Source organism: Streptomyces sp. NPDC057854, assembly GCF_042797055.1.
Taxonomy (GTDB): Bacteria; Actinomycetota; Actinomycetes; order Streptomycetales; family Streptomycetaceae; genus Streptomyces.
The window spans coordinates 779,440-805,457 of sequence record NZ_JBHVMF010000001.1; the positions used below are offsets into that span (position 1 = coordinate 779,440).

At 75.1% G+C, this 26,018-nt stretch carries 22 protein-coding genes; 14 read left to right on the forward strand and 8 right to left on the reverse strand.

Annotation, left to right across the window (positions count from 1 at the left end; genetic code table 11):
- The first annotated feature begins 48 nt into the window (after positions 1-48).
- On the forward strand, positions 49-948 hold the full coding sequence (thpD, locus tag ACFVQZ_RS03725; protein ID WP_030497854.1) for an ectoine hydroxylase: 900 nt from the start codon (positions 49-51) through the stop codon (positions 946-948).
- Here thpD and ACFVQZ_RS03730 read toward each other — a convergent pair.
- From ACFVQZ_RS03730 to ACFVQZ_RS03740, 3 genes are all read right to left on the reverse strand, one after another.
- On the reverse strand, positions 914-1,741 hold the full coding sequence (locus tag ACFVQZ_RS03730; RefSeq protein ID WP_383619369.1) for a hypothetical protein: 828 nt from the start codon (positions 1,739-1,741) through the stop codon (positions 914-916). The genes thpD and ACFVQZ_RS03730 overlap by 35 nt on opposite strands.
- Before the next feature lie 141 nt (positions 1,742-1,882).
- Positions 1,883-4,828: an FG-GAP repeat domain-containing protein gene (locus ACFVQZ_RS03735; RefSeq protein WP_383619371.1), complete on the reverse strand. Its 2,946-nt coding sequence runs from the start codon at positions 4,826-4,828 to the stop codon at positions 1,883-1,885.
- A gap of 5 nt (positions 4,829-4,833) precedes the next feature.
- Positions 4,834-7,392 carry a S8 family serine peptidase gene (locus ACFVQZ_RS03740; RefSeq protein ID WP_383619373.1) on the reverse strand — a complete coding sequence of 853 codons (2,559 nt, stop codon included), beginning with the start codon at positions 7,390-7,392 and terminating at the stop codon, positions 4,834-4,836.
- Between the two features lie 272 nt (positions 7,393-7,664).
- Here ACFVQZ_RS03740 and ACFVQZ_RS03745 point away from each other — a divergent pair, with 272 nt between their 5' ends.
- Positions 7,665-8,684, forward strand: a complete 1,020-nt coding sequence (locus ACFVQZ_RS03745; RefSeq protein WP_383619375.1) for a DUF389 domain-containing protein — start codon at positions 7,665-7,667, stop codon at positions 8,682-8,684.
- 70 nt (positions 8,685-8,754) lie between these two features.
- Positions 8,755-10,227, forward strand: coding sequence for a DUF6777 domain-containing protein (locus ACFVQZ_RS03750; RefSeq protein WP_383619377.1), 1,473 nt, complete (start codon positions 8,755-8,757; stop codon positions 10,225-10,227).
- 31 nt (positions 10,228-10,258) lie between these two features.
- On the opposite strand, the gene ACFVQZ_RS03755 is transcribed toward ACFVQZ_RS03750, so the two are convergent.
- Complete coding sequence (locus ACFVQZ_RS03755; RefSeq protein WP_321193430.1) at positions 10,259-10,414, reverse strand: hypothetical protein; 156 nt, start codon at positions 10,412-10,414, stop codon at positions 10,259-10,261.
- Positions 10,415-10,548: 134 nt separating this feature from the next.
- Here ACFVQZ_RS03755 and ACFVQZ_RS03760 point away from each other — a divergent pair, with 134 nt between their 5' ends.
- Together ACFVQZ_RS03760 and ACFVQZ_RS03765 are read left to right on the forward strand one after the other, a co-directional pair.
- Complete coding sequence (locus tag ACFVQZ_RS03760) at positions 10,549-12,018, forward strand: PLP-dependent aminotransferase family protein (RefSeq protein WP_383619379.1); 1,470 nt, start codon at positions 10,549-10,551, stop codon at positions 12,016-12,018.
- An 80-nt stretch (positions 12,019-12,098) separates the two neighbouring features.
- Positions 12,099-12,602 carry an FBP domain-containing protein gene (locus ACFVQZ_RS03765; RefSeq protein ID WP_030497861.1) on the forward strand — a complete coding sequence of 168 codons (504 nt, stop codon included), beginning with the start codon at positions 12,099-12,101 and terminating at the stop codon, positions 12,600-12,602.
- A gap of 50 nt (positions 12,603-12,652) precedes the next feature.
- On the opposite strand, the gene ACFVQZ_RS03770 is transcribed toward ACFVQZ_RS03765, so the two are convergent.
- Positions 12,653-13,837: an acyl-CoA dehydrogenase family protein gene (locus ACFVQZ_RS03770; RefSeq protein WP_383619382.1), complete on the reverse strand. Its 1,185-nt coding sequence runs from the start codon at positions 13,835-13,837 to the stop codon at positions 12,653-12,655.
- Between the two features lie 184 nt (positions 13,838-14,021).
- On the opposite strand from ACFVQZ_RS03770, the gene ACFVQZ_RS03775 reads away from it, so the two are divergent.
- From ACFVQZ_RS03775 to ACFVQZ_RS03795, 5 genes are all read left to right on the forward strand, one after another.
- The gene (locus ACFVQZ_RS03775) at positions 14,022-15,266 is read left to right on the forward strand and encodes a CaiB/BaiF CoA transferase family protein (protein ID WP_383619383.1); all 1,245 of its coding nucleotides are present in this window, start codon (positions 14,022-14,024) and stop codon (positions 15,264-15,266) included.
- Positions 15,267-15,326: 60 nt separating this feature from the next.
- Positions 15,327-16,001 carry a GntR family transcriptional regulator gene (locus ACFVQZ_RS03780; protein WP_030497864.1) on the forward strand — a complete coding sequence of 225 codons (675 nt, stop codon included), beginning with the start codon at positions 15,327-15,329 and terminating at the stop codon, positions 15,999-16,001.
- Between the two features lie 52 nt (positions 16,002-16,053).
- The gene (locus ACFVQZ_RS03785; RefSeq protein ID WP_383619385.1) at positions 16,054-16,617 is read left to right on the forward strand and encodes an exonuclease domain-containing protein; all 564 of its coding nucleotides are present in this window, start codon (positions 16,054-16,056) and stop codon (positions 16,615-16,617) included.
- Positions 16,618-16,672: 55 nt separating this feature from the next.
- On the forward strand, positions 16,673-17,266 hold the full coding sequence (locus ACFVQZ_RS03790; protein WP_383619387.1) for a TetR/AcrR family transcriptional regulator: 594 nt from the start codon (positions 16,673-16,675) through the stop codon (positions 17,264-17,266).
- 134 nt (positions 17,267-17,400) lie between these two features.
- Positions 17,401-19,476, forward strand: a complete 2,076-nt coding sequence (locus ACFVQZ_RS03795; RefSeq protein ID WP_383619389.1) for a discoidin domain-containing protein — start codon at positions 17,401-17,403, stop codon at positions 19,474-19,476.
- Positions 19,477-19,542: 66 nt separating this feature from the next.
- Here ACFVQZ_RS03795 and ACFVQZ_RS03800 read toward each other — a convergent pair whose 3' ends face one another.
- The gene (locus ACFVQZ_RS03800) at positions 19,543-20,826 is read right to left on the reverse strand and encodes a YncE family protein (RefSeq protein WP_383619391.1); all 1,284 of its coding nucleotides are present in this window, start codon (positions 20,824-20,826) and stop codon (positions 19,543-19,545) included.
- A gap of 178 nt (positions 20,827-21,004) precedes the next feature.
- On the opposite strand from ACFVQZ_RS03800, the gene ACFVQZ_RS03805 reads away from it, so the two are divergent.
- Entirely contained in the window at positions 21,005-21,604 is a 600-nt protein-coding gene (locus ACFVQZ_RS03805; protein ID WP_030497869.1) for a CBS domain-containing protein, read from the forward strand.
- Positions 21,605-21,681: 77 nt separating this feature from the next.
- On the opposite strand, the gene ACFVQZ_RS03810 is transcribed toward ACFVQZ_RS03805, so the two are convergent.
- Positions 21,682-21,981, reverse strand: coding sequence for a DUF1876 domain-containing protein (locus ACFVQZ_RS03810; protein WP_383619393.1), 300 nt, complete (start codon positions 21,979-21,981; stop codon positions 21,682-21,684).
- A gap of 201 nt (positions 21,982-22,182) precedes the next feature.
- On the opposite strand from ACFVQZ_RS03810, the gene ACFVQZ_RS03815 reads away from it, so the two are divergent.
- Positions 22,183-22,572 (forward strand): hypothetical protein, encoded by a 390-nt coding sequence (locus ACFVQZ_RS03815; protein ID WP_321193432.1) that lies wholly within the window; start codon positions 22,183-22,185, stop codon positions 22,570-22,572.
- A gap of 4 nt (positions 22,573-22,576) precedes the next feature.
- On the opposite strand, the gene ACFVQZ_RS03820 is transcribed toward ACFVQZ_RS03815, so the two are convergent.
- Positions 22,577-23,218 (reverse strand): hypothetical protein, encoded by a 642-nt coding sequence (locus ACFVQZ_RS03820; RefSeq protein WP_383619395.1) that lies wholly within the window; start codon positions 23,216-23,218, stop codon positions 22,577-22,579.
- A 122-nt stretch (positions 23,219-23,340) separates the two neighbouring features.
- Between ACFVQZ_RS03820 and ACFVQZ_RS03825 the strand changes: the two genes are divergently transcribed.
- A complete protein-coding gene (locus ACFVQZ_RS03825) occupies positions 23,341-24,294 on the forward strand; it encodes a nucleoside hydrolase (protein ID WP_383619397.1) in 954 nt (317 codons plus the stop codon).
- Between the two features lie 42 nt (positions 24,295-24,336).
- Entirely contained in the window at positions 24,337-25,896 is a 1,560-nt protein-coding gene (locus ACFVQZ_RS03830; RefSeq protein WP_383619399.1) for an FAD-dependent oxidoreductase, read from the forward strand.
- The last annotated feature ends 122 nt before the right edge of the window (positions 25,897-26,018 follow it).

Below are 26,018 nucleotides of genomic sequence, written 5' to 3' on the forward strand. Positions count from 1 at the left end.
CCCTCTCTCCCCCTCCCCACCCGCCGTACGAGAAAGGCCAGCACCGCGATGACCACCGCTCCCGCCCGCCCCGTCGACCCGTACCCCACCCGCGGCTCCGAGGAGGCCCTCGTCTTCCGCAAGGAGCCCGTCGTCTGGTCCGCACCGGGGACGCCCGGCCCGTTCTGGCCGCGCGAGCTGGAGGAGTACGAGCGCAACGGCTTCTTCGCCGTCGACGCCCTCGTCACCCCCGACGAGGTCACCGAACTCCGCGCCGAACTGGACCGGCTGGTGAACGATCCGGCGCTCCGCGAGGACGAGCGGGCGATCGTCGAGCCCCGCTCCCAGGAGATCCGCTCCGTCTTCGAGGTGCACCGGATCAGCGAGGTGTTCGCCCGGCTCGCCGCCGACCCCCGGCTCGTGGACCGGGCACGGCAGATCCTCGGCTCCGACGTCTACATCCACCAGTCCCGGATCAACGTCAAGCCCGGCTTCGGCGCCAGCGGCTTCTACTGGCACTCCGACTTCGAGACCTGGCACGCCGAGGACGGACTGCCCCTGATGCGGGCCGTGTCGGTGTCGATCGCGCTCACCCCGAACTACACCACCAACGGCAGCCTCATGATCATGCCGGGTTCGCACCGCACCTTCCTGGGCTGCGCCGGCGCCACCCCGAAGGACAACTACAAGAAGTCGCTGCGCATGCAGGACGCCGGCATCCCGTCGCCGAAGGCGCTCACCACCTTCGCCGAGGCGTGCGGGATCGAGCACTTCACCGGTGACGCCGGCTCCGCCGTCTGGTTCGACTGCAACGCCCTGCACGGCTCCGGCGACAACATCACCCCCTTCCCCCGCAGCAACGTGTTCCTCGTGTTCAACAGCGTCGAGAACGCGCCCGAGCTGCCGTTCGCCGCGCCCGTGCGGCGGCCGTCGTTCATCGCCGCCCGGGACACCACCCCCCTCGGCTGACCCGCCCCCGCTCCTCCCGCGACGGGGCCGGCGGGTGGGACGGCGGGCGGTCGGCGCGCAGTGCGACGACCGTGGCCTGGACCGCGACCGCCGCCGAGACGCCGGCCGTGACCAGCACGGTCGTCCAGCCCTCCCAGAGCTTCCCGACGCCGACGCCCAAGAGGAACGGGACGCCGAGGACGCCGGCGGTCTTCGCCGGTCCGAATCCGATCCGCGGCCGGACGGGCCGGTTCCGCGCGAGGGCACGGGACCGCCGTCCGCCGCCGTGCGCGGCGAGGAACGCGACCGCGGCCATCCAGACGCAGGCGGCGGTCAGTCCCCCCACCGGTCCCACCTCGCCGTCCGGCGGCGCGTCGACGTCCGCGCTCAGCCCCGCGTGCCGCAGGGAGACCCGGACGTCCCGCCACACGGTGACCTCCACCTCGTCCCCCGGCCCGAGGACCTGCGCCGGTTCGCTCGTCGTGCGCAGGTCCAGCGGACGGTCCAGCGGCACCGGCACCGGCGGGCGCAGCTCCACCCGGAACACGTCGGTCTTCCCGGAGCGCACCTCGCCGGCGGACGCCACCGTGCCGCGCACGGTGCGCAGACAGTCCGCCTGCCCGGCCGGCGCCGGCTCCCCGGCCGGGCACGGCTCGGCGCCGAGGTAGGCGCGCTCGGCGTCGATCAGGCCCGGGAGTGTCGCGCCGAACCCCGCGGCCCCGGCCAGGGCCAGCAGTCCGAGCGCCGCGCACAGCAGCGCCCACCACCGCTGGCCCCGTGCGGACCCCCACCGTTCCGTCGTCCCGGTCGCCATCCGTCTCTCCCCTCCGGTGCGGTGCCCGGGCGGTCCGGTGCGCCCCGGTCGTCACGATTCAGCCACGGGCGGCGAGCGGGAGGCAGGTACGGCCCCGGCAGTCTGGCGCCGTCCTCCGTACCGGCCTCCGGCAACGCGCGGTCAGGACAGGGTGAACACCGTCAGCTGGTGGATGGCGCTGTTCGGGGACAGGACGCCGCCGCCGAGGAGTGCGGCCGTGCGGTTGACGCCGAAGTGGTCGTGGTTCAGGGAGACCATCTCGTCGGTGCCGTCGCCGTCCAGGTCGGCGGCGACGTACTCCCGCCCGCCCATGACGCTCGCGCTGCCGATGCTCGACTGGAACACCCCGCCGTTCGTCAGCGCCGTCGGGTCGTACGCGGCGAGTCCTGCCTCGGTGCCGCCGGCCACCAGCTTGCGGCCTCCGGGGCCGGTGACGAACTGCGCGGTGCGCAGCGGCGCCAGGACCGAGCTGCGGGTCTGGACGCCGTCCGCGGCGAAGCCGTTGAAGGTGCCGAAGCTGAGCTGGTACAGCGGTGCCCGGTCGCCGTCGGTGAAGTAGTTCCCGTGCGAGAACGGGCTGCCGCCGAGGAACTGGTGCAGCAGCGCGCCGGTGCGTCCGTCGCGGATCTCGGTCACGGTCCTCGGGGTGGCGGTGGAGATGTCCCCGGCGACCGTCGGGTCGGCCCGGACGATCCAGGTGTGGACGACGGCGTTCCCGTCCGCGTACGGGATGCCCGGCGAGGCGAAGACGCCGTGGTCGAGGACGGCGCCGTGCAGCCTGCCGTCGGCCGCGCGGTCCGGGGCCACCGGGTCGGCGGTCCAGCGGACGGCTCCCGTGGCGGCGTCGAGGGCCACGCCGTTCGCGACGGCGTCGGGGGCGTTCAGCGCGCCCAGGGTGGTGTACTGCGTGTGCACCCGGCCCCCGGCGACCACGGTGTCGGAGAAGACGACCTCGCCGGCGTCCGCCGGGGCGGTGTACGCCCAGAGCAGCGTGCCGTGCCCGTCGTAGACGCGCAGGGCGTCGGTGGGGACGAGGATCTCGGCCCGGCCGTCGCCGGTCAGGTCGGCGACGGTGACCGAGCGGACGTACGCCCCGCCGCCGTCGACGGTCGCGAGGGTCGCGCCGGTCCTGCCGTCGAGGACGGCCGTCGCGGTGTCGGCGGCGACGGCGACGTCGGGCGTGCCGTCGCCGTTCACGTCGCCGGTGGCGAGGGCGTGGACCTCGCCGGGGACGGTGGCCCGCCACAGCACGCGCGGCGCGCCGCCGGCCAGTGAGGTGCCGGAGTAGGCCCAGACGCCGTCGGAGGTGCCGCCGGCCACGAGGTCCTGCCTGCCGTCGCCGTCCAGGTCGGCGGCCCGGCCGTGGTTGAGGGCACCCTGGAGGGGGGTGAGGTGCTTCTGCCGGCCGTTGCCGAGGCTGAACTCGCGGATGTTCTGCTGCTGGTCGACGACCCGTACCCGGTCCTCGCCGCCGGCGGTGTAGGCCTGCTGGTACAGCGGCGACGCCTCCACGCCGGTGTGCCGCCACTTGACCCTGCCGTTGCCGGCGAACGCGGTCAGCGAACCGTACCGCTGGCCGCCGGGGTTGGCGGCGGTGCCGAGGCCGGTGTCGTCCTGGGCGGCGGCGAGCAGGGAGCCGCCGTGGACGGCGAGGCTCCAGGTGCTGGGGCCGTCGCCCGGGTTGTCGGCGGCGCGCTTGGTGGTGTGCGTCCACCGGGCGGTCGTGCCGTCCGCGCCGTCGAGGACGCGGATCGTGGCGGCGTTGACGTACAGGGTGGGGCTGAAGGTGGACTCGGCGACGACGTACTCGGCTCCGCCGCCGCCGGCCGCGTCGCCGACGGTCAGCGCGGTGGGCACGGCGTTGACGCGGGTGTCGAGGGTGGTGCGGGCGCCGTCCGCGAGGGCGTAGGCGGCGAGTTCGTACGCCATCCCGTCGCCGTTGTCGGCCTGTTCGACGGCGACGAGCCGGTCGCGCGTGGCGTCGAGGCGCAGCTGGCGGGCGTACAGGGCGCTGTCCGTCTGCCAGCTGACGGAGCCGTCGGCGGTGTCGAGGAGGAGGGTGCGTCCGCGGGCGGCGGTGCCGTCGGTCCGGCGCAGGTCCCAGGCGGCGGCGACCTTGCCGCCGCCGGCGGGCTCCAGCGCGGCCCAGGTGGCGACGGCGGTCGTGCCGGTGTCGTACGTCCAGGTGCCGGCCGGGATGAGGGCGCCGTCGGCGTACGCGAAGCGGATGCCGGTGAGGGTGGCCGTCTGCGTCCGCGGCGCGTTCTGGTTGAGGCGCGGCGCGTCGGCGATCAGCAGGGTGCCGTCGACGACCTTGACGAGGGCGGCGTACGCGTACAGCTTCGACCACAGGGTGGTGCCGGTCCTGCCGTCGAGGACGGTCACGAAGGTGCCGGTGGGCAGGGGCGAGCCGGGCGAGGTGAAGGGCCGGTACGGGGTGGAGCCGACGCTCGCCGAGAGGACCAGGTCCGGCGTGCCGTCGCCGGTCAGGTCGGCGGTGTCGAAGCCCTGGTCGGAGTTGGGCGTGAACGGGGTGACGGCGTTGTAGCCCATCAGGATCCGCGCGGGGTAGGGCTCGGCCTGGTACGGCCGCAGGGGCTTGACCTGCCAGTCCGCGTACAGCGACGCGTTGTCGCGGGCCCAGGCGGTGGAGCCGTCGGCGCGGTGGAGCTGGACGTTGCCGAGGCTGTGCACGGTGAAGTAGGAGCCGTCGGCGCCGGCCGGGACGGTGGCGGCGGCGCCGCGCACGCCCTCCAGCACGGCCTTCCGGGTGAAGGTGACGGGCGCGGGGGCGGTCCCCTCGGCGGTCCCTTCGGCGGTCCCCTCGGCGGTCCCTTCGGCGGTCTCGGCTTCCGTCGTCCGCACGGGAGCGGGGGTGGGCGCGGCGGCCGGGCCGGCGTCGCCGTCGCCGTACACGTCGACGTGCACGCGCTCGGCGAGCGTCCGTGCCTGTGCGGCGCTGAGGGTGAGCGCGGTGGCGCCGGGCTCCTCGGCGGCCAGGGCGTGCGGCGCCGAGGTCAGGGCGAGGCCCGCCGCGACGAGGGCGGAGGCCAGCGCGAGGGCGCGCCGGGTGGCGGGGGTGCGCATGGGCGTCACTTCGCTTCCTGGGTGAATCGGATCGCCGTGCCGGCCGTCAGGACGGCCTGGTCGTGGGCGTACGGGAGGGCGTCGGTGCCGGCCTGGTTCTCGATGCCGACGGTGGCGGAGGCGCCGCCGCCGGGGACAGACCGGTACTGGAAGGTGACGGCGCCGGTGGCCTCGTCGAAGACGGCCTCGAAGGTGGTGCGGGCGCCGCTGCCGTCGGCGAACAGGACGTCGTTCCAGACGACGGCGAACCTGCGGGCGCCGGCGGTGCCGGTGGTCGCGGTCTGCACGCCGGACCTCTTGTCGAGGGTGAGGTCGTCCCAGAGCGGGGCGACGATGCCGTTGGGCCGGGCCGCGTCGGGCAGGGCCGTGTTGGCGTGGTCGCCGACGCGCGGCTCCAGGAAGTTCACCAGGCCGTCGGTGGTGACGGAGGCGCGGGTGTAAGGGACGCCGTACAGCCGCACCGGGAACGGCAGCGCGATCGTCTCGGCGTCCTCGTCGCCGCTGAGGGCGACCCTGGCGGAGCCGGGGATCCAGGCGTACGGGGCCGGGGCGCAGGTGGTGCCGGAGGCGTCGGAGCGGGCGGGGAGGCGGACCGTGCGGTTCTCGGCGCCGTCGACGGCGAGGGTGGTGGTGGACGTGCCGTTGCAGAGGGCGGGCGCGGCGGGCGTCACGGTCAGCGGGTGGCTGCCCTCGGCGACCGGCGGCAGGGTGAAGGTGCCGTCGGCGCGGGAGGTGGTTCCGGCGACGGGCGTGCCGGGGAGCTGGACGGCGGCGCCGGCGAGCGGCTTGCCGGTGACGTCGAGGACGGTGCCGGTGACGGGGTGGGCGGGCAGCGCGGTGAGGGCGACGTCCTGGGTCAGCGGCTCGCCGGTGGTGAGGGCGACGCCGGGGAGGGTGGTGGTCGCGTAGCCGTAGCCGGTGAAGGCGAAGTCGTACGTGCCGGGGGCGAACGCGAGGCGGTAGCGGCCGTCGGGGCCGGTGCGGACGGTGCGTTCGCCGGTGGTGGCGTGCGTGGCGGTGAGGGTGATGCCCTGGAGGGGCGCGCCGGTGGCCCGGTCGGTCACCGTGCCGGTGACGGTGACGGCGGTGTGCGGGGCCTTGGCGACGGCGGCGAGGACGTCGAGCCGGCCCTCGCCCCACACGTTGTTGCGGGCGGGGGTGCCGCCGCAGCGGGTGTCGTCGACGTCGGCGGCGGTCTCGTCCAGGAGGCGGCGGGTGGCGGCGATGTCGCCGGTCAGCGAGGGCGCGGAGGACCACAGGAGCGCGACGGCGCCGGCGACGTGCGGGGTGGCCATCGAGGTGCCGGAGCTGGACTTGTAGCGCGAGCCGGGCCAGGTGGAGGTGACGTCGACGCCGGGGGCGGCGATGTTCGGCTTGGCGGAGCCGTCGACCGGCGAGGGGCCGAAGCCGGAGAACGAGGCGATCCGGCCGGCGGCGTCGTAGGCGCCGACGCCGTAGGCGGGGGCCTGCGCGCCGGGGGCGGCAGCGGTGGAGCAGGTGGTGCCGTCGCCGTCGTTGCCGGCCGCGAACGCCTCGAAGATGCCGGCGGCGTTCCACGCCTCGACGATGTCCTGGTAGAAGGTCGTCCGGCCGCCGGACCAGGAGTTGTTGACGATGTGCGGGGCGAGGTCGGGGCGCGGGTTCCGCCCGTCGCGGTCGGTCGGCGCGAGGATCCACTGGCCGGCGGCGAGCAGGTTCGCGTCCGAGCACGCGGACGACTCGCAGCCCTTGGCGGCGATCCAGGTGGCACCCGGGGCGACGCCGACGCCGTTGCGGCCGGCCATGGTGCCCATGGTGTGGGTGCCGTGGCCGTTGTTGTCGCACGGGGTGGTGCTGGTGGGGCAGGTGCCGGACGGGTCGTAGAAGTTGTGGTCGTGGGTGAAGGTGCCGTCGCCGTTGTTGCCGCGGTAGCCGGCGACGAGGTCGGGGTGGTCGTACTGGACGCCCGAGTCGACGTTGGCGATGACGATGCCCTCGCCGCGGTTCTCGTACTCGGCCCAGACCTGGTCGGCCTTGACGGCGCGGACGCCCCACTCGGGGGTGGCGTCGCCGCTCGCCGAGGAGGCGGTGCGGGTGGGGCTCGCCGCGCCGCCCGCCGACGCGATGTCGTCGAGGCGGTACGTGCGTGCCAGGACGAGCCCCTCGACGTCGTCGCGCCGGGCCAGTTCGGCCACGAGGTTCGCGTCGCCGGTGACCTGGACGGTGTTGGCGATCCAGAAGTCCCGGTGCCCGATCCGCCGCTTGTCGAGGAAGGCGCCGAGGGACCGCTGGCTGTTCCGCGCGTGCTCCTTGAGGGCGGTGTACGCGGCGGTGGCGGCCTTCGCGTGCGCGGTCTGCCTGCGGGCGGCGGCCAGGTCGGCCCGGTTCTCCAGGACGACGAAGAAGGAGGCGTCGCGGCCGTCCCGGACGGCTTCGGTGAGCGCGGCGTCGACGTCGGCGGCCGGTGCTCCGGGCCGCGCCGGCCCGGCGAGCGCGGGGGTCGGACCGGTCAGCAGGGCGGCGGCGCACAGCAGGGCCGACGCCCACAGGGCGCGTCTGCGCCTCGGCGGTCGAGACAGGGACATGGGGGCACCCTTCCGGGGGGGAGGTACGGGGATGGCCGCACCCTAGGAAGGGGCCGTTACTGGGCCATTACAGGCTGCCGGGGGCGTTACGGCGGAAGGGGGCCGGACAGGCCCGGGGGCCGTACGGCGGAAGGGGGCCCGGCTTGCGGGCCGGGGCTGACGTGCCGTCCGGTTCCGGGGCTCCTTCCTCCTGGCCGTCGACTCGCATCGCACCCCGAATCACCCGATACTTCCGGAAACGGACATCGTCGGGCGCGTGAAAGGCCGTCACCTTGGGGAAAGTCGACGCGGCGGCGGCCCGGCGGATGGCCGACTCGCTCTTCATCGCGCGGGACTGGCGCAGCCCCAGCTCCTCCCGGTTCTGGGTGCTGTTGCTGCTGGCCTCGGTCATCGCGGGCGCCGGCGTGGTCGGCGACTCCACCGCCACCGTCATCGGCGCGATGATCGTGGCGCCGCTGATGACCCCGATCCTCGGCACCGCCCTGGCCCTGGTCCTCGCGGACCGCCCGCACGTGGTGCGCAGCGCGCTGCTGGTGCTGGGCGGCGCGGTGGCGGTGGTGTGCGTCGGGATGCTGCTGGGCTGGATCGTGTCGCCGCCGGACGCGTTCGCGAACAACAGCCAGGTGGCGTCGCGGATCAGCCCGCGGCTGATCGACCTGTTCGCGGCCCTGGCGACGGGGACCGTCGGCGCGTTCGCCCTGGTCCGCACCGACATCTCGGACGCGCTGCCGGGGGTGGCCATCGCCATCTCCCTGGTGCCGCCGCTGGCAGTCACGGGGCTGCTGATCGCGGTGCACCGCTACCACGACGCCGGGGAGTCCGCGCTCCTCTTCGCGACCAACGTGGCGGCGATCGTGGCGACCGGCACCCTGGTGTTCCTCGGGTACCGCGTGCGCGACGCGGCCCGCGCGGCGGGGCTGGCGGTCGGGGAGTTCCACGGCCGGACGCTGGCGGCCGTGGCGGCCGTGGTGCTGCTGGTGGCCGTCCCGCTCACCACCGGCACGATCGCCGTGGCCCGGGACCGCGCCCTGGCCGCCGACGCCGGGCCGGTCGCCGAGCGCTGGGCCGCGGCCGGCGCCTGGCAGATCGCCTCCGTCGACGCCCGGAACGGCGTCGTCCTGATCGACGTCCTCGGGCTGCCGCCGCAGCCGGCTCCCGGGGCGCTCCGCGCCGCCCTGGACCGCGCCGGGATGGCCGGCGCGGACCTCCAGCTCCGGCTCGTCGGCGGTCGCACCCACTGGTGCCCGGCGCACACCACGGCCTGCACGGTGGAGCACGCCCGGACCGACTGAGCCCGCGTGCGGGTGCGGGGTGTGCGCCCGGCGCCCAGAATGGCGCCGAACGGAAGAAAGGGACACGCACGTGACTTCCCCACCACCGCCGCCGCCGTCCGGCCCTCCGTCGGTCCCGCCCGCCGGCCCGCCCACGGGCCCGCCCTCGGGACCGCTGTCCGGCGCGGCCACCCGTCCCGGAGCCTCCGGCCCGCCGGCCCCGCCCGGGCCGCCGCACGACGGCTCCGGCGGCGGGGGCGGCGGAGGCGGGGCGGGCGGGGGCGGGAGTGCGGGCGGGGGCTCCGGGAGCAGTCACGGCGGCGGGAGGGGCCGCGGGACGCCGTGGTGGCGGTCGGTGCCGAAGGTCGCCTCGCTCACCGCCCTGGTCGTCGCGGCCGCCGCGCTGACGGTGGTCCTCGTCGGCCGGTCGGACGACAAGGGCGACACGGCCGGGTCGGGCGGCAGCGGCGAGGTCTTCCTCCAGAACACGTCCGCCTCCGGGCCCGATCCCTTCACCGCCTCCACCGCCCGCGAGGACAGCGCGTCGGGCGCGGCGACGCTGCCGCCGCGGACCGGCACCGCCGAGACCGCGACGCCGCGGGTGTCGGGCTCCACGCCGGGCCTGTACGGCGGCACGCGCGCGTCGGCGAGCTGCGACGTCGAACGGCAGGTCCGCTACCTCGCCGCCGAGCCCGCCAAGAACGCCGCCTTCGCCGAGGTCCTCGGCCTGGAGGTCGGCGCGGTGCCCGGCTACCTCCGCTCCCTGACGCCGCTCCAGCTCCGGGTGGACACCCGGGTCACCAACCACGGCTTCCAAAACGGCTCCGCCACCGCGTACCAGGCGGTCCTCCAGGCGGGGACCGCGGTCCTCGTCGACGGCCGGGGCGTGCCCCGGGTGCGGTGCGCCTGCGGCAATCCGCTGACGGAGCCGGTGGCGCAGAAGCAGCCGCGCACCACGGGCACCCCGTGGCCCGGCTACCGGTCGTCCCAGGTCGTGGTGGTGGCGCCGGCGGTGACGGTGGTGAACGTGTTCGTGGTGTACGACCCCGAGGACGGCGCCTGGTTCGCGCGGAAGCACGGCGACACCGGGCGGCACGACAAGCCGACCCCGCCGCCGCCCCGGCCGACGCCGACGCCCACCTCCCCCTCGCCGTCGGTCACGCGAACCTCGCCGGTGCCGTGCGTGACGGTGCCCGAGGGCGAGACGCCGGCGCCGAGCGGCGGGGTGACGCCGTCGCCGTGCCCGACGTCGCTCTCGCCGTCGGGCACGGCGACGACCCCGAGCCCGTCGACGGACACCACGTCCCCGTCCGACCCGCCGCCGGACTCCCCGTCCGACCCGCCGTCCGACCCGCCTTCCGACACCCCGTCGGACGAGCCGACCGACTCGCCCTCGGACCCGCCGCCGGACACGGAGACGCCGTCCGCCGCGACGGACACCACCACCCCGGCCGACGGCACGGGCGGCACGGACGGCACCGACGGGCGGTCGGCGTCGGCCAGTTCGTCCTCCGGCCCGGCGTCGCCGCCGGCCCCCGGGCCCGGCCGTCACCCGGTGGCCTGAGACCCCCGCTCCCCGGGGACGGTCGTCCCGGTCACGTGGCCTCCTCGGGCGTACGGGAGGCGGGCCGGTGGATCCGGAGCGTGGCGCGCAGGGTGCGCAGCCAGGCGCCCACCGGGAGCGGCCGGGCGGACTCCTCCGCCCGGCGCTGCCACAGGCGCTCGTCGCGGTCGCCGAAGTGTGGGGTCATGGTCGGTCCCTTCTCGGTGGTGCCGTCGTGAAGGTGGCTCGCGCGGTGCCGGTTCCGGCGAAACCGCCGGGCCACTGACGGAGAGTCTGTAGCCTTATTGGCCTGGACAGCAGAGCCAATGAGGAGTGATTGGCATGACGCAAGGCCGTGTGGTCCACACCGCGGACCGGACCTTGTCGGGCCGGCAGCTCGCCTCGCTGCTCACTCCGCCGCCGGAGGGCCGGTTCGGCTACCGGGAGCTGGCGCGGGCGGTGCGGGAGGCGCTGCTGGACGGGCGGGTGGCGCTGCGGCTCCGGCTGCCCGCGGAGCGGGAGCTGGCGCAGGTCCTGGCGGTGAGCCGGACGACGGTGACGGGGGCGTACGACCTGCTGCGCGACAGCGGGTACGCGCACAGCCGGCGCGGCTCGGGCACCTGGACGGCGCTTCCGGACGGGCAGGCGCCGGCGTCCCTGGGGCCGTACCAGGATCCGGCGGACGAGGTGATCGACCTGGCCCTGGCCGCGCCGCACGCGCCAGGCGACGAACTCGCGCGGGCGCTGGCGGAGGCGTCGGCCGAGCTGCCGCGGTTCGCGACCGCGCCGGGCTACCACCCGTACGGCCTGCCGGAGCTGCGGGCCGCGGTGGCGGAGCGGTACACCTCCCGCGGCCTGCCGACCCGGCCCGAGCAGATCCTGGTGACGACCGGCGCGCAGCAGGCGCTGTCGCTGGTCCTCGCGCAGTTCGGGCGGCCGGGTGACCGGGTGCTGGCGGAGAACCCGTCGTACACCAACGCGCTGGACTCGATGCGGGGCCGGGGGATGCGGGTGACGCCGGTGCCGGTCACCGACCAGGGCTGGGACACGGGGCTGGTGGACGCGGCGCTGCGGCAGACGGCGCCCCGGCTGGCGTACCTCATCCCGGACTTCCACAACCCGACCGGGCGGCTGATGCCGCGCGAGCAGGCGCGGGAGCTGGCGCGGTCGGCGCGGGCGACGGGGACGTGGCTGGTGGTGGACGAGACGCTCACCGACATGGCGCTGGACGTGCCGGCGCCGGCGCCGTTCGCGGCGGCGGCCGGGACGGGCGGCGGCGAGCAGATCGTGTCGGTGGGCTCGCTGAGCAAGAGCTGCTGGGGCGGGCTGCGGGTGGGCTGGGTGCGGGCGTCGGCGCGGGTGGTCACCGAGCTGACCCGGACCCGGGTCACGGCCGACCTGGCGGGTTCGGTGCTGGACCAGCTGGTGGCGGTGGCGCTGATGCGGCGCCTGGACGCGGTCGTGCACGCGCGCGTGGCGCAGCTGCGGCGGAACCGCGAGGCCCTGGGCCTCGCGCTGGCCCGGCACCTGCCGGAGTGGCGGTGGACGGTGCCGCCGGGCGGGATGTGCCTCTGGATCGACCTCGGGCGGCCGGTGGCGACGCAGCTGTCGGCGCGGGCGCTGCGGCACGGGGTGCGGGTGGAGGGCGGGGCCCGGTTCGGAGTGGATCCGGGGACGCACGAGCACCGGCTGCGGATCCCGTACACGCTGCCGGAGGAGCGGTACGAGCCGGCCGCGGAACGGCTCGCGGCGGCCCTGGAGGGGGCGCCGGGCCGGTTCACGGATCCGGCGCTGCCGGAGTGGGTGGCCTGACCGGAGGCGCCGTCGAGGCGGTGGGCGGGGGGCGGAAATCCGGATGCCCCGCCCCCGGACATGCGTGTACGGTCCAACGAGTGGAACCGTTGACTGAGAAAGAGATCCGCTCGTCGTTCGTGAACGCGACGCGAGGGGATGCCGCGCGGCTGAAGCTGCCGCTGGACTTCGCCGAGACGCCCTGGGAGGACCTGGACTTCCTGGGCTGGGTGGATCCGGGGGCGCCGCTGCGGGCCCATCTGGTGGTGCGCCGGGAGGACGGCCCGCTGGGGGTGACCCTGCGGGTGCCGGCGGCGGGCCGGACCAGTGCCGTGAAGACCAGCATCTGCCGGATCTGCATGACCGGGCACGCGTCCTCGGGCGTGACGCTGCTGGCCGCGCCGCTGGCCGGCGCGCGCGGCCGGGACGGCAACACGGTCGGCCTGTACGTCTGCGCCGACCTGGCGTGCTCCCTCTACGTGCGCGGCAAGCGGGTGCCGAAGCTGCGCGGGCTGCGCCACGAGGAGACGCTGTCCCTGGAGGAGCGGGTGTTCCGTCTCACGGAGAACCTGGACGCGTTCCTCGCGCGCGTGACCGCGGGCTGAGAGGCCGGGCCGGTGTCCGCCGGGCTGCCCCGGCGGACACCGGCCGCGGGTCAGCGGAACGCCTGCTCGCCGGTGAGCGCCTTGCCGATGACGAGCGCGTGGACCTCGCTGGTGCCCTCGTAGGTGAGGACGGACTCCAGGTTGTTGGCGTGCCGGAGCACCGGGTACTCGAGCGTGATGCCGTTGGCGCCGAGGATCGTCCGGCACTCGCGGGCGATGGCGATGGCCTCGCGGACGTTGTTGAGCTTGCCCACGCTGATCTGCTCGGGCGTGATCTCGCCGGCGTCCTTGAGCCGGCCGAGGTGGAGGGCGAGCAGCATGCCCTTGCCGAGCTCGACGGACATGTCCGCGAGCTTCTGCTGGGTGAGCTGGTAGGAGGCGAGGGAGCGGGCGAAGACGGTCCGGTCCTTCGCGTACGAGATCGCGGTCTCCAGGCAGTCGCGGGCGGCGCCGAGGGCGCCGAAGACGATGCCGAAGCGGGCTTCGTTGAGGCAGCCGAGCGGGCCGGAGAGGCCGCGGGCGCCGGGCAGCATCGCGTCGGCGGGGAGCCGGACGTCGTCCAGCACCAGTTCGGCGGTGACGCTGGCCCGCAGCGACAGCTTCATGGTGATCTCGGGGGCACTGAAGCCGGGGGTGCCGGCCGGGACGAGGAAGCCGCGGACGCCGTCCTCGGTGCGGGCCCAGACCACGGCGACGTCGGCGACGGAGCCGTTGGTGATCCACATCTTGGTGCCGTTGAGGATCCAGTCGTCGCCGTCCCGCTTGGCGTGGGTCCGCATCGCGCCGGGGTCGGAGCCGGCGTCGGGCTCGGTGAGGCCGAAGCAGCCGATGTACTCGCCGGCCGCCATCTTCGGCAGCCACCGCTGCTTCTGCTCCTCGGAGCCGTGCTTCCAGATCGCGTACATCGCGAGCGAGCCCTGCACGGACACCAGGGAGCGCAGACCGGAGTCGACGGCCTCCAGCTCCATGCAGGCCAGGCCGTACGCGACCGCGCTGGTGCCGGCGCAGCCGTACCCGTCCAGGTGCATGCCGAGCACGCCCAGGTCGCCGAGGGTGCGGGCGAGTTCGCGGGCGGGGATCCGCCCCTCCTCGAACCAGCCGGCGACGTGCGGGCGCAGTTCGCGGTCGGCGACGGCGCGGACGGTGGCGCGGATCTCCCGCTCCTCGTCGCTGAGCAGGCCGTCGACGGCGAGGAGGGCGAGGGGGTGGACGGGGCTGGACGGCGAGGACTTCACGGGCGGCCTCCTGGCGGCTGTGACGAGGGTCGTGCTCGGCGTGGCGAGCCGAGCGTAGCGGCAGATTGGATTTTGGATCCAGTATTGAAAATCCGGTTCCCGGCCCCTACGGTCCCGAGGGGATCAGCGGGTCTCGCCCGCTCCTGATCCCCCGTCCGATGCCCACCACCGAGGGAGCACGGCCATGCCCACGGACCACCCGCAGCCCGCCGCCGACCCCCTCTCGGGCGCTCCGTCGCCCGCGCCCCCGGACGCCGCCGCCGGCGCCCTCTCCGGCGTCGTCGTCGCCGACTTCGGCCGGGTCCTCGCCGGCCCGTACATGACGATGCTGCTGGCCGACCTCGGCGCCGACGTGATCAAGATCGAGCGGCCGGACGGCGGGGACGACACCCGTGCGTGGGGGCCGCCGTTCGCGGACGGGCAGGCCACGTACTTCCTGGGCGTCAACCGCAACAAGCGGTCCGTCGCGCTCGACCTCACCGACCCGGACGGCCTCGCCGCGGCGCGGGCGATCGTCGACCGGGCGGACGTCCTGGTGGAGAACTTCCGCCCCGGGACCATGGAGAAGCTGGGCCTCGGCTACGAGGACGTACGCCGCACCAACCCCGGCCTCGTCTACTGCTCGGTCACCGGCTTCGGCACCGACGGCGGCGCCGCGCTGCCCGGCTACGACCTGCTGGTGCAGGCCATGGGCGGCCTGATGAGCGTCACCGGCGAGCCGGGCGGGCAGGGCACGAAGGCGGGGGTCGCGCTCGTCGACGTCATCACCGGACTCCACGCCGGCCTCGGCGTGCTGGCCGCCCTGCGCCACCGCGAACGCACCGGCGAGGGCCAGCGCGTGGAGGTCTCGCTGCTCGGCTCACTGCTGTCCGCCCTCACCAACCAGGCCGCCGCGCACCTCGGCGCCGGCGTCGTGCCGCGCGCCATGGGCAACCGGCACCCGAGCATCACGCCGTACGAGGTCTTCGAGGCGAGCGACCGGCCGCTGGTCCTCGCGGTCGGCAACGACCGGCAGTTCCGGGCGCTGTGCGAGCGGATCGGCCGGCCCGGCCTGGCCGGCGACGAGCGGTTCGCCACCAACACGGCCCGCGTCGCCCACCGCGAGGAGCTGGCGGCGGCGCTCGCCGGACCGCTGGCGACCCGCACCGCCGACGCCTGGTTCGCGGAGCTGACCGCGGCCGGCGTGCCGTGCGGCCCCATCAACGACCTGGCGGGCGCGTTCGCGCTCGCCGACCGGCTCGGGCTCGGCGCCCGCGTCCCCGAGGAGGCCGCCGGTCCCGGCCAGGTCGCGCACCCGGTCCGGTTCGGGGCCACCCCGCCCGCGTACCGCTCGGCTCCGCCGCGGCTCGGCGAGCACACCGCCGAGGTCCTGGCCGCGATCCCGCCCGTGGACGGCTCCGCGGCGGACCGCCGGTCCGTAGGAAGATGACGGTCACCGCCGGCGGCGAGAGCCGCCGGTGCGCAGGTCACGCGGAGGAAGGTCGGATCGATGAGCGGCGGCACGGTGGAGAGGCGACGGCCCCAGACGGCCCAGCAGTTCGTCCTGGAGGAGCTGCGGAGCGCCATCACGCGCGGTGAGCTCCGGCCGGGCGCCCCCATCCGACAGGACGCGCTGGCGGCCCGGCTCGACGTGAGCCGGGTGCCGCTCCGGGAGGCCCTGAAGGCCCTGGAAGCGGAGGGCCTGGTCGTCCACCACGTGCACCGCGGCTACTTCGTGGCCGAGCTGTCGCTCGCCGACCTGGAGGAGATCTACCGCATCCGCGCCCTGCTGGAGACCGAGGCCGTGCTGCGGGCCATCGACCTCGCCCCCGCGGACCTGGCGGACACCCTGGCGGCCGTCCAGGACGACGTCGAGCGCGCGGCCCGGGCCGGTGACGTGCCGGAGATGGGCGCGGCCAACCGCCGCTTCCACCTCACCCTCGTCGACGCCTGCGGCATGCCCCGCCTGGTCCGGATGATCACCACGCTCTGGGACGCCACCGACGCCTACCGCTCGCTCTACTACACCGACGCCGACCACCGCGGCCAGGCGGTCGCCGAGCACCGCGCCGTCCTCGCCGCCCTGCGCGCCGGCGACCGCGACGCCGTCGTGCGGGAGCTCGACGCGCACCGCGCCCACGCGGTGGCGGCACTGCGCGCGGTCCTCGCCCCGCACGAGGCCTGACCCGCCGGAAAATCCGGGTGCCCCGCACCCGCCCGCCTCCTACGCTCCCCGCATGGACACCCACCACCTGATCAACGTCGTCGACGTCGAGGCGACCTGCTGGGAGCGGCAGCCGCCGCCCGGCGAGGTCAGCGAGATCATCGAGATCGGGCTGACCGTCGTGGACCTGACGGCCGGTGAGCGGGTGGGCCGGCACCGGATCCTGGTCCGCCCGGTCCGCTCCCGCGTCAGCGCGTTCTGCACGGAGCTGACCGGCCTCACCCAGGCCGAGGTCGACACCGGCGTCGACTTCGCGACCGCCTGCCGCCTCCTCGCCCGCGACCACGCCGCGGGCACCCGCCCCTGGGCGAGCTGGGGCGACTACGACCGCCGGCAGTTCACCGCCCAGTGCGCGGCCGGCCGCGTCCCGTACCCCTTCGGCCGCCACCACACGAACGCGAAGGCCGTCTTCACCGACGCCCACGCCCTGCGCCGCCGCCCCGGCATGGCGCAGGCCCTCGCCCACGCCGGCCTCCCCCTGGAGGGCCGCCACCACCGCGGCGAGGACGACGCCTGGAACATCGCGGCGCTGGTGCTCGGCCTCGCGCGCGCGGGCGCGTGGCCGTCCTCGGCCTGAGCGGAGGCGCCGGACGGCGGACGGTTACCCTGGCGCCCGGACGCGAGGAGGAAGCATGGGGCGGATGCCGTCGGCGGAGCGACGCCGGCAGCTGGTCGAGGCGGCGATCAGGGCGATGACCAGGGACGGGGTGGCCAGGACCACCACCCGGTCGATCTCCGCCGAGGCCGGGGTCTCGCTGAGCGTCTTCCACTATTGCTTCGACTCCAAGCAGGCGCTCCTGGAGGCCGCGCTGGAGACGATCGTCGGCGACTACGTGGCGCGGGTCCGGAAGGCCGTGGAGCCGAAGGCGACCCTGCGCGAGACCGTGCGGGCGGCGCTGCGCGCCTACTGGGAGGACGTCACCGCGCACCCGGGCGCCCACATGCTGACGTACGACCTCACCCAGTACGCGCTGCGCGAGCCGGGGTTCGAGCATCTGGCCCGCGCCCAGTACGAGCAGTACGTGCGCTCGGCGACGGCGCTGGTGGAGCAGGTGGCGTCCGCGCTCGGGACGGAGCCGAAGGTTCCGGTGGGGACGCTGGCGCGGCACCTCGCGGCGGCGGTGGACGGGATGACGCTGCAGTACCTGGTGCTGCGGGACGAGCAGGCCGCCGCCGAACAGCTCGAACTGACGGCTGATCAGCTCGTTCGGCTGATCGAGGGCTGAATCGCCCGAAGGCAGGCGCCGGGCCGACGCCCGGACCTCAACAGGTCATCTGACCCGGACTCTTGACTCGGTCCTTTCGCACCGCGATCCTCGGGGCGCCCGGTACACCCCCACCGACCGGAGGCTTCGCGACCATGACCCCCCGCACCATCCGAAGCGCTTCCCCCTTCCGCCGGACACGCCGCCTCGGTCTCGTGTCCCTCCTCCTCGCCCTCGCGGCCGTGCTGTTCGGCGCGGCGCCGGTCCCCGCCGCCGGCGCCCCGTGGTGGGAGCCGGCCGCCCGGCCCGCGCCCGACGCGCAGGTCAACGCCACGGGCGCGCCGTTCACCGGCACCGACGCCCAGGGGCGGGTGCGCGGCTTCGTCGACGCCCACAACCACGTGATGTCCAACGAGGGCTTCGGCGGCCGGCTGATCTGCGGCAAGCCGTTCTCCCCGGCCGGCGTCGCCGACGCCCTGAAGGACTGCCCGGAGCACTATCCGGACGGCTCCGGCGCGCTCTTCGAGAACCTGACCGGCGGCGCGAACGGGAAGCACGACCCGGACGGCTGGCCCACCTTCGCCGACTGGCCGGCCCACGACTCGCTGACCCACCAGCAGAACTACTACGCCTGGCTGGAGCGCGCGTGGCGCGGCGGCCAGCGCGTCCTCGTCAACGACCTCGTGTCCAACGGGCTGTTGTGCTCGCTGATGCCCCGCGACCGCGGCTGCGACGAGATGGAGGCCATCCGGCTGGAGGCCCGCAAGACGTACGAGATGCAGGACTACGTCGACGCGATGTTCGGCGGCCCGGGCAAGGGCTGGTTCCGCATCGTCACCAGCGCCGACCAGGCGCGGTCGGTGATCGAGCAGGGCAAGCTGGCGGTGGTGCTCGGCGTGGAGACCTCGGAGCCGTTCGGCTGCAAGCAGATCCTCGACGTGGCCCAGTGCGACCAGGCGGACATCGACCGCGGCCTGGACGAGCTGTACGGGCTCGGGGTGCGCAGCATGTTCCTGTGCCACAAGTTCGACAACGCGCTGTGCGGCGTCCGCTTCGACAGCGGCACGACGGGCGTGGCGGTGAATATCGGCCAGTTCCTGTCCACCGGCACCTTCTGGGCGACCGAGAAGTGCGCGGGTCCGCAGCAGGACAACCCGATCGGGCTCGTGGCGCCGCCCGCCATGGCGGAGAAGCTGCCGGCGGGGGTGAGCGTGCCGGCCTACGCCTCGGACGCCCGCTGCAACACCAGGGGCCTGACCCGCCTGGGCGAGTACGCGCTCCGCGGCATGATGGAGCGGGGCATGATGCTGGAGCTCGACCACATGAGCGTGAAGGCGGCCGGCCGGGCGCTGGACATCCTGGAGGCCGAGGAGTACCCGGGCGTGCTCTCCACGCACAGCTGGATGGACCTCGACTGGACCGAACGGCTCTACAAGCTGGGCGGGTTCACCGCGCCGTACATGCACGGCGCCGGCGGCTTCATCGGCGAGGCCGGCGCGAAGGCGGAGCTGCGCGACAAGTACGGCGTGGGCCTCGGGTACGGCACCGACATGAACGGCGTCGGCGGCTGGCCCGGCCCGGTCGGCCCGGACGCGCCGAACGCGGTCACGTACCCGTACCGCAGCTTCGACGGCGGCACCGTCCTCGACCGCCAGGTGACCGGCGAGCGGACCTGGGACCTCAACACGGACGGCGCCGCGCACGCGGGCCTGGTGCCGGACTGGATCGAGCAGATCCGGCTCACCCCGGGCGGCCCCGAGGTCATCGCGGACCTGGCGCTCGGCGCGGAGTCGTACCTGCGGACGTGGCGGGCGACCGAACGGCACGAGCCGGGCGAGAACCTGGCCGAGGGCAGGCCGAGTTCGGCCAGCTCCAGCGAGTGGCACCCGTTCACCAGCTACGCGCCGGGACGCGCCTTCGACGGCGACGCGGAGTCGCGCTGGGCGAGCGACTGGTCGGACGACCAGTGGCTGCGGGTGGACCTGGGCGAGGTCCGGCGGATCGGCCGGGTGACGCTGGACTGGGAACGGGCCCACGCCCGGAAGTACCGGATCGAGGTGTCGGAGGACGGCACCGTCTGGCGGACGGTGTGGTCGACGGAGGCGGGGGACGGCGGTTACGACACCGCCGTGTTCGCCTCCACGCCCGCCCGGTACGTACGGATCCAGGGGGAGCGGCGGGCCACGCAGTGGGGTTACTCGCTCCACGAGGTGAAGGTCACCCGCTCCTGACGCGCACACACAAGGAAGCGGCCGGATCGGGAGACCGATCCGGCCGGTTCCGTACGTGAGGATCCGTCAGTTCGGTGTCGGCGAGGTCCAGTCGGCGGGGACGCGGGCGAGCCGGACGCGCTGGGGGTGGTCGCCGACCGCCACGGTCGCTATCCGCTCGCCGGTGGCGAAGTCGATGGCGCTGACCCGGTCGGCGCCGCTCTCCGAGACGACGCAGGCGCGCCCGTCGCCGCTCACGGTCGCCCAGTACGGCTTGCTCGCGGGCACGAGCGGGCCCTGGGCCAGGGTCTCGCGGTCCACGACGGTGGCGTAGTCGTCCATGGTGCCGGCCACGCAGAGCTTGCGCCCGTCGGGGCTGATCGAGAGGCCGTGGTGGCGGGAGTCGTTGACCCAGCGGGTGCGGTCGGGGTCGGTGGTGGGGCTGCCCGGCAGGTTCTTGAGGCGGGTGACGCGGTCGGCCTCCACGTCGTACTCGAGGAATCCGCCCAGGAACGAGACCTGGAAGTACAGCTTCTTCTCGTCGGGGGTGAAGACGAGCGGGCGGACGGCGTCGGAGAGGTCGTCGCGGCCGAAGGCGTCGAGGCGGGAGCGCATGTCGATGACGCGGACCGTCTCGAAGGTGGTGGCGTCGACGACGGTGATCCGCCGGTCGCCCTTGGTCCAGTCGAGCCACGGCGCGTCGAGGGCGGTGGTGACCTCGCCGATGGACATGTTCCAGAGGCGTCCGTCGGAGGTGAAGACGTTCTCGTGGGGCTTGTCGCCGGTCCTGAAGCTGCCGAGTTCGCGGCCGGTGGCGATGTCGAGGACGTGGACGGTGTTGGCGGTGGACGCGGAGACGGCGACGCGGGTGCCGTCGGGCGAGACGGCCATGTGGTCGGAGCGGTAACCGTCCACGGGGAAGCGCCAGTTGATCCGGCCGGTACGGAGGTCGAGCGAGACGACGTCGGCGAAGCTGGGGCGCGAGACGACCATCGCGGCACCGTCGGGCGTGGCGTACATGTCGTCCACGAACTGGTCGTGACCCTCGCCCGGGCCGTTGCGGACACCGAGGAAGAAGGCGAGCTTCACGGGGTTGAGGTGGATCTCCCGCAGGCGCTCCTCCTTGTCGGGGATGACGTTCACCCGGCCGATGCGGTGGAAGTCGCCGCGGGCGGCGATGACGTCGGCGGTGCCGTCCCAGTTGTTGCCGACGAACATCACCTCGCGCAGCGGGGCTTCCGCGGCGGGGGCGGAGGCCGGGGCCGCCGGGGGCGCGGCGACGGCCGGGGCGAGGAGGGTGAGGGAGGCCGTGACGGAGGCGGCGAGCGCGACCGCGAGGCGGCGGGTCCGGGTCGTACGTGCCGAGGGCATGGGGGTGCCTCTCTTTCCTTGGCGCAACGGGAACTTACCGGAGGTAACCCGCAGGTAACCACGGACCCGTCGCACCCACAAGACGTCTTCGCACCCCCGTTCCCCACCCCTCCCGCGCACCGGGCGCGGCGGATGCGGGATCATGGAACCGTCACCCGCAGAAGGGACGGAACGGACGATGAGGCACCGCAGTGTCGCGGACCTGATGACCCCCACGGCGGTCGCGGTCCAGCGCGGGACCCCGTTCAAGGAGATCGCGCGGCTCCTCGACGAGTACGGCATCACGGCGGTACCGGTCGTCGACGAGGAGAACCGGCCGGTGGGCGTGGTCTCCGAGGCGGACCTGCTGCGCCGGCACACCGCCAAGGACGGCCCCAGCACCGCCGAGGCCATGATGTCCAGCCCGGTGCACACCGCCCGCCCGTCCTGGACGGCGGTCGAGGCGGCGCGGCTGATGGAGCGGCACCGGGTGAAGCGGCTGCCGGTCGTGGACGCGGGCGGGCGGCTCATCGGCGTGCTCAGCCGCAGCGACCTGCTCCAGCTGTTCCTGCGCCGGGACCGCTCGATCCAGGAGGAGATCCGCGAGGACGTGGTCGTCCGGATCCTGGGCCTCTCCCCCGCCGCCGTCCACATCGACGTCGACGAGGGCCGGGTCACCCTCAGCGGGACCGTCGGCCGCGCGGACCTCGTCCCGCTGCTGCGGCGCCTGTGCGAGTCCGTCGACGGGGTCGTGGAGGTCGTCGACCACCTGGTCGTGGAGCCCCCCGGGGAGGAGTAGGGCGGACGGCGGCAGCGCGTACGCAGCACGGCCCCCGGACGGGGGCCGTGGCATGGGTGCCGGTGGCGGCGGGCTCCTCAGGAGACCGCCTCCGGCCAGCCGTACCCGGGGCCGGTGCGTTTCGGTACGGTCCCGGCGCCGGCCGCGTCCATCTCCCGGTTCGCCTCCCTCATGAGCTTGCCCGCCAGGTCCTTCATGGCCCGGCTCGCGGCCAGCTCGTCCCCGATGACCGGTACGTCGGTGTCCGCCGGGTTGCAGCGGGCCGTGCCGTGCCCGGTGAAGGTCGCGGTCCCCGTGTCGAGGCGGGCCTCGGCCCTGGTCCTGCCCGCGTCCTCGCTGAGTTCCAGGCCGACCCTCCATTCCAGGTTCCGTGTCATGGTCTGCCTCCTCGCATGCCGCCGCGCGCCGCCGGAGCCGTACGGTCCCCGGGGCGCCGCTCCCCCGTTCTTCCAGGATCCGCCCGCGACGGCACCGGCGCACGCGCGGCGGCCCCCGGGGACCGGACGGAGGCGCGTGTTCCGCCGCGGAGGGGCGGGAACCACCCCCGGCACGGACACTTCACGCGAAGGGGAACCGCTATGGCCGGCCGGTTAGGCGCGCGCAGACGGCTGGAGGTGCTCCAGGTGGCCGTCGCCGGCCTGGGGGTCCCCGCGAGCCTGGGCGCCGGCGTCCTGCTGAACGCGACCGGCCTGCACGTCGGCGCCGGACTCGCGGCGACCGCGCTCGTCCTGATGGCGACGGCCACCGCGCTCGCGAAACTGGACGCGCTGCTGTCCCGCTACCCCGCGCCCCCGTCGCAGCGGCACCGCCACGTCCGGGGCGCGGACGCGGCGGGCATGGCGGAAGCGGCGGGAGCGGTGTACGGGGCGGACACCGCCGACGGGGCCGGCGGGGCCGAGAGAGCGGAGGGGACGGAGGGGGCGGGCCCGGACGGCGCGCGGCGCGACCCCGGGGACGGCCTTCCCTGACCGGTCAGCCGGACGCGGGCCGGTCGGGCGCGGGGCGGTCGGGCGCGGTGTGCGCGAGGAGGAACTCGGTCGCGCCGGCGATGGCCTCCGCGTAGCTGGCGTGGACCGGCTCGGACTCCCACTCCTGCTGGTCGGCGGCGGTCGCGGTGAACCACCAGGCGTCGGCCTCCGCGTCGTGGTGGACGACGGCGGTGCCGCCCGCGTAGTGCAGCGGGATGGACTCGCTGGCGGTCTTCCTGACAACGGCGTGGGGCCACTTCAGCCGCGCCGACTGCCGCTTGATGCCGCCCCAGGCGGCCCCGAGCTGCGCGTAGGTCGCGCCGCTGCGGCCGGCGACGGTGGCGGCGCTCTCGGCGAGCCGGTCCACGGACTGCTTGGCCTCGTACAGCGCGCGGAGGAGCGCGAGCTGCACGTCGGGCGCCGCCATCAGGACGGGGTCGGGGGTCTTGCCGGCGGCGCGGTAGGCCAGCAGGCGGGTCGAGATGCGGTCCGCCAGGTCGCGGACCGCGTCGTGGATGCGCTCGTCCATGGTGAACGCGTCGTCATGCGCGGGCTCGTTCCACGGCGGGTCCACCAGGTCCGCGAAGGCGGCCCAGAAGTCGTCGTCGGTCTTGTCGGGAGTCGGGATCCCCATCGCATCGCTCATGCGACAAGCGTACCTGTCGACGGATGGTTTCGACAGGAAATACTGTCGGTGATTCTCCCTGGGCTCACGCCCGCCGACGCGGCGTCTGCCGGTGACGCGGTCCGGTGTGGGACGGTGGGGGCATGCCGGTTCCCGTGATCCTCGACTGCGACCCCGGTCACGACGACGCCTTCGCCCTCCTCCTCGCCGCCGCCCACCCCGCCGTCGACCTGCTCGCCGTCACCACCGTCGCGGGCAACCAGACCGTGGAGAAGACCACGCTCAACGCCCGGCGGGTGTGCGCGGCGGCCGGCATCCGGGGGGTGCCGATCGCCGCGGGCCGCGACCGGCCGCTGCGCGGACCGGGCCGGGTCGCCGCGGACATCCACGGCGCCTCGGGGCTGGACGGGCCCGGCTTCGGCGCGGCCGAGCCCGACGTGCCGCAGGACCCGCGCGACGCGCTGACGCTGCTCCGGGAGACGCTGCTGGCGCACCTGGAGCCGGTGACGCTCGTGCCGACCGGGCCGCTCACCAACATCGCGGTGCTGCTGCTCGCGCACCCCGAGCTCGCCGCCCGCGTCGAGCGGATCGTGCTCATGGGCGGCTCGACGGAGCGGGGGAACACCACGCCCGCGGCCGAGTTCAACGTCCTGTGCGACCCGGAGGCCGCCGACATCGTCTTCCGCAGCGGGCTGCCGGTCACGATGTTCGGCCTCAACGCCACCCACCAGGTGCGGGCCACGCCCGACGTGATCGCCCGGATCGCCGCCCTGGGGACCCCGCTGAGCCGGCTCTGCGTCGAACTGCTCACCTACTTCTCCTCCACCTACCGCGAGGTGTTCGGCTTCGACGCGCCGCCGCTGCACGATCCGCTGACCGTCGCCCATCTGATCGACCCCGGCCTGGCCCGGCTGGTGCGGGCGGCGGTGACGGTGGAGCTGAACGGCACCTACACCAGGGGCGCCACGGTGGTCGACCTGCACGGGGTGACCGGCCTGCCGGCCGCCGTCGACGTGGCGACGCACGTCGACGCGGACCGCTTCTGGGACCTGATCGTCGACGCCGTACGCGTCCTCGGCGGGCCCGCCGGCCCCTGAACCCGCCCGCATCACGGTCGGCGCCCCGGGCAGACGCCCCCCATGAACGAACGCGCGCACACGGGTGACTCGTACTGGATGCGGACGGCCGCGCTGCCGTCCTTCGGCCCGCTCCGGGAGGACACGGAAGCGGACGCGGCGGTCGTCGGAAGCGGCATCGCCGGCCTCAGCACGGCGTGGGAGCTGGCCCGGGCGGGCCGGAGCGTCGTCGTCCTGGAGGGGGACCGCCTGGCGGGCGGCGTCACCGGGCACACCACCGGCAAGCTCACCGCCCTGCACACGGCCGCCTACCACGGCCTGCGCGAGCGGCACGGCGAGGACGCCGCCCGCCGGTACGCGGCGTCCCAGAGCGCCGCCCTCCGGCACGTCCACGACGTGGCCGGCGAGCTGGGCATCGACTGCCGGCTGGAGCGGCGCCCGGCCTTCACCTACTGCGAGCAGGCCGACGGCGTCGACGCGCTGCGCGCCGAGGCGGAGGCGGCGCGCGCCGCCGGCCTCGACGCCTCCTTCGTCACCACGTCCGGCCTGCCGTTCCCGATCGCGGGCGCGGTCCGGGTGGACGACCAGGCCCAGTTCCATCCCCTCGCCTACCTGGGCGGACTCGTCGACGCGCTCGTCGCGCGCGGCGGCCGGATCCACGAGCGGACCCGCGTCACCGGCCTCGACCCGGACGGCGGCGACGACCTGCGCCCCTGCCGGCTCACCACCGACACCGGGGCCACCGTCTCCGCCCGGCACGTCGTGGTGGCCACCCACCACCCGGTGTTCGACCGCGCGGTGCTCGCCACCCGGCTCACCCAGCACCGCGACCTGGTCGTCGCGGGCGCGGTGCCCGCCGGCCTCGACCCGGACGGCATGTACATCACGCAGGAGGGCGGCAAGAGGTCCGTCCGCACCGCGCCGCTCCCCGACGGCGACCGGCTGCTGATCGTCACCGGCGAGGTCTTCCAGCCCGGCACCGGGCACGACACCGAGGCCGGGTACGCCCGCCTCGAAGCGTGGGCCGCGCGGCACTTCCCCGGCTTCACGGCCACCCACCGGTGGGCGGCCCAGGACAACGCCGCCACCGACGACCTGCCGCTCATCGGCCGGATGCCCGGCCGCGGCGAGAACGTGTACGTCGCCACCGGCTTCGCCGGCTGGGGCATGACCGGCGGCGTCCTGGCCGGCATGGTCCTCGCCGGGCTCGTGGAGGGCGGCGACGACCCCTGGGACGGCCTGTACGACCCCGGTCGCGTCGGCTCCGTCCTGCGTACGGCCCCGGCCTTCGCCAAGGCCCAGTGGGACACCGGCAAGCACTTCGTCAAGGACCGGCTGGACAGCCTGGGCGACGGCACCGGGGGCCCGGTGAGCGAGCTGCGGCCCGGCGGCGCGACCGTCGTCCGCCACGGCGGCAAGCCCTGCGCCGTGCACCGCGACGACGAGGGCGCGCTGCACGCGGTGTCCGCCGTCTGCACCCACCTCGGCTGCCTGGTCGCCTTCAACCCGGCCGAACGCACCTGGGAGTGCCCCTGCCACGGCTCCCGCTTCGACCCCGACGGACGGATCCTCCAGGGGCCCGCGCTGCACCCGCTGGAGCGGATCGACCCGGACGAACTCTGACGGGGCCGGACGGACCCCGTTCCGGCGGGGGGGCCCCGGGCGGGGGACCCCCGCGCCCCCCCCCCCGCCCCCCCCCCGAATGCGCACACCCCCCCCCACTAGCCCCCCCCCCCCCCGCCGCC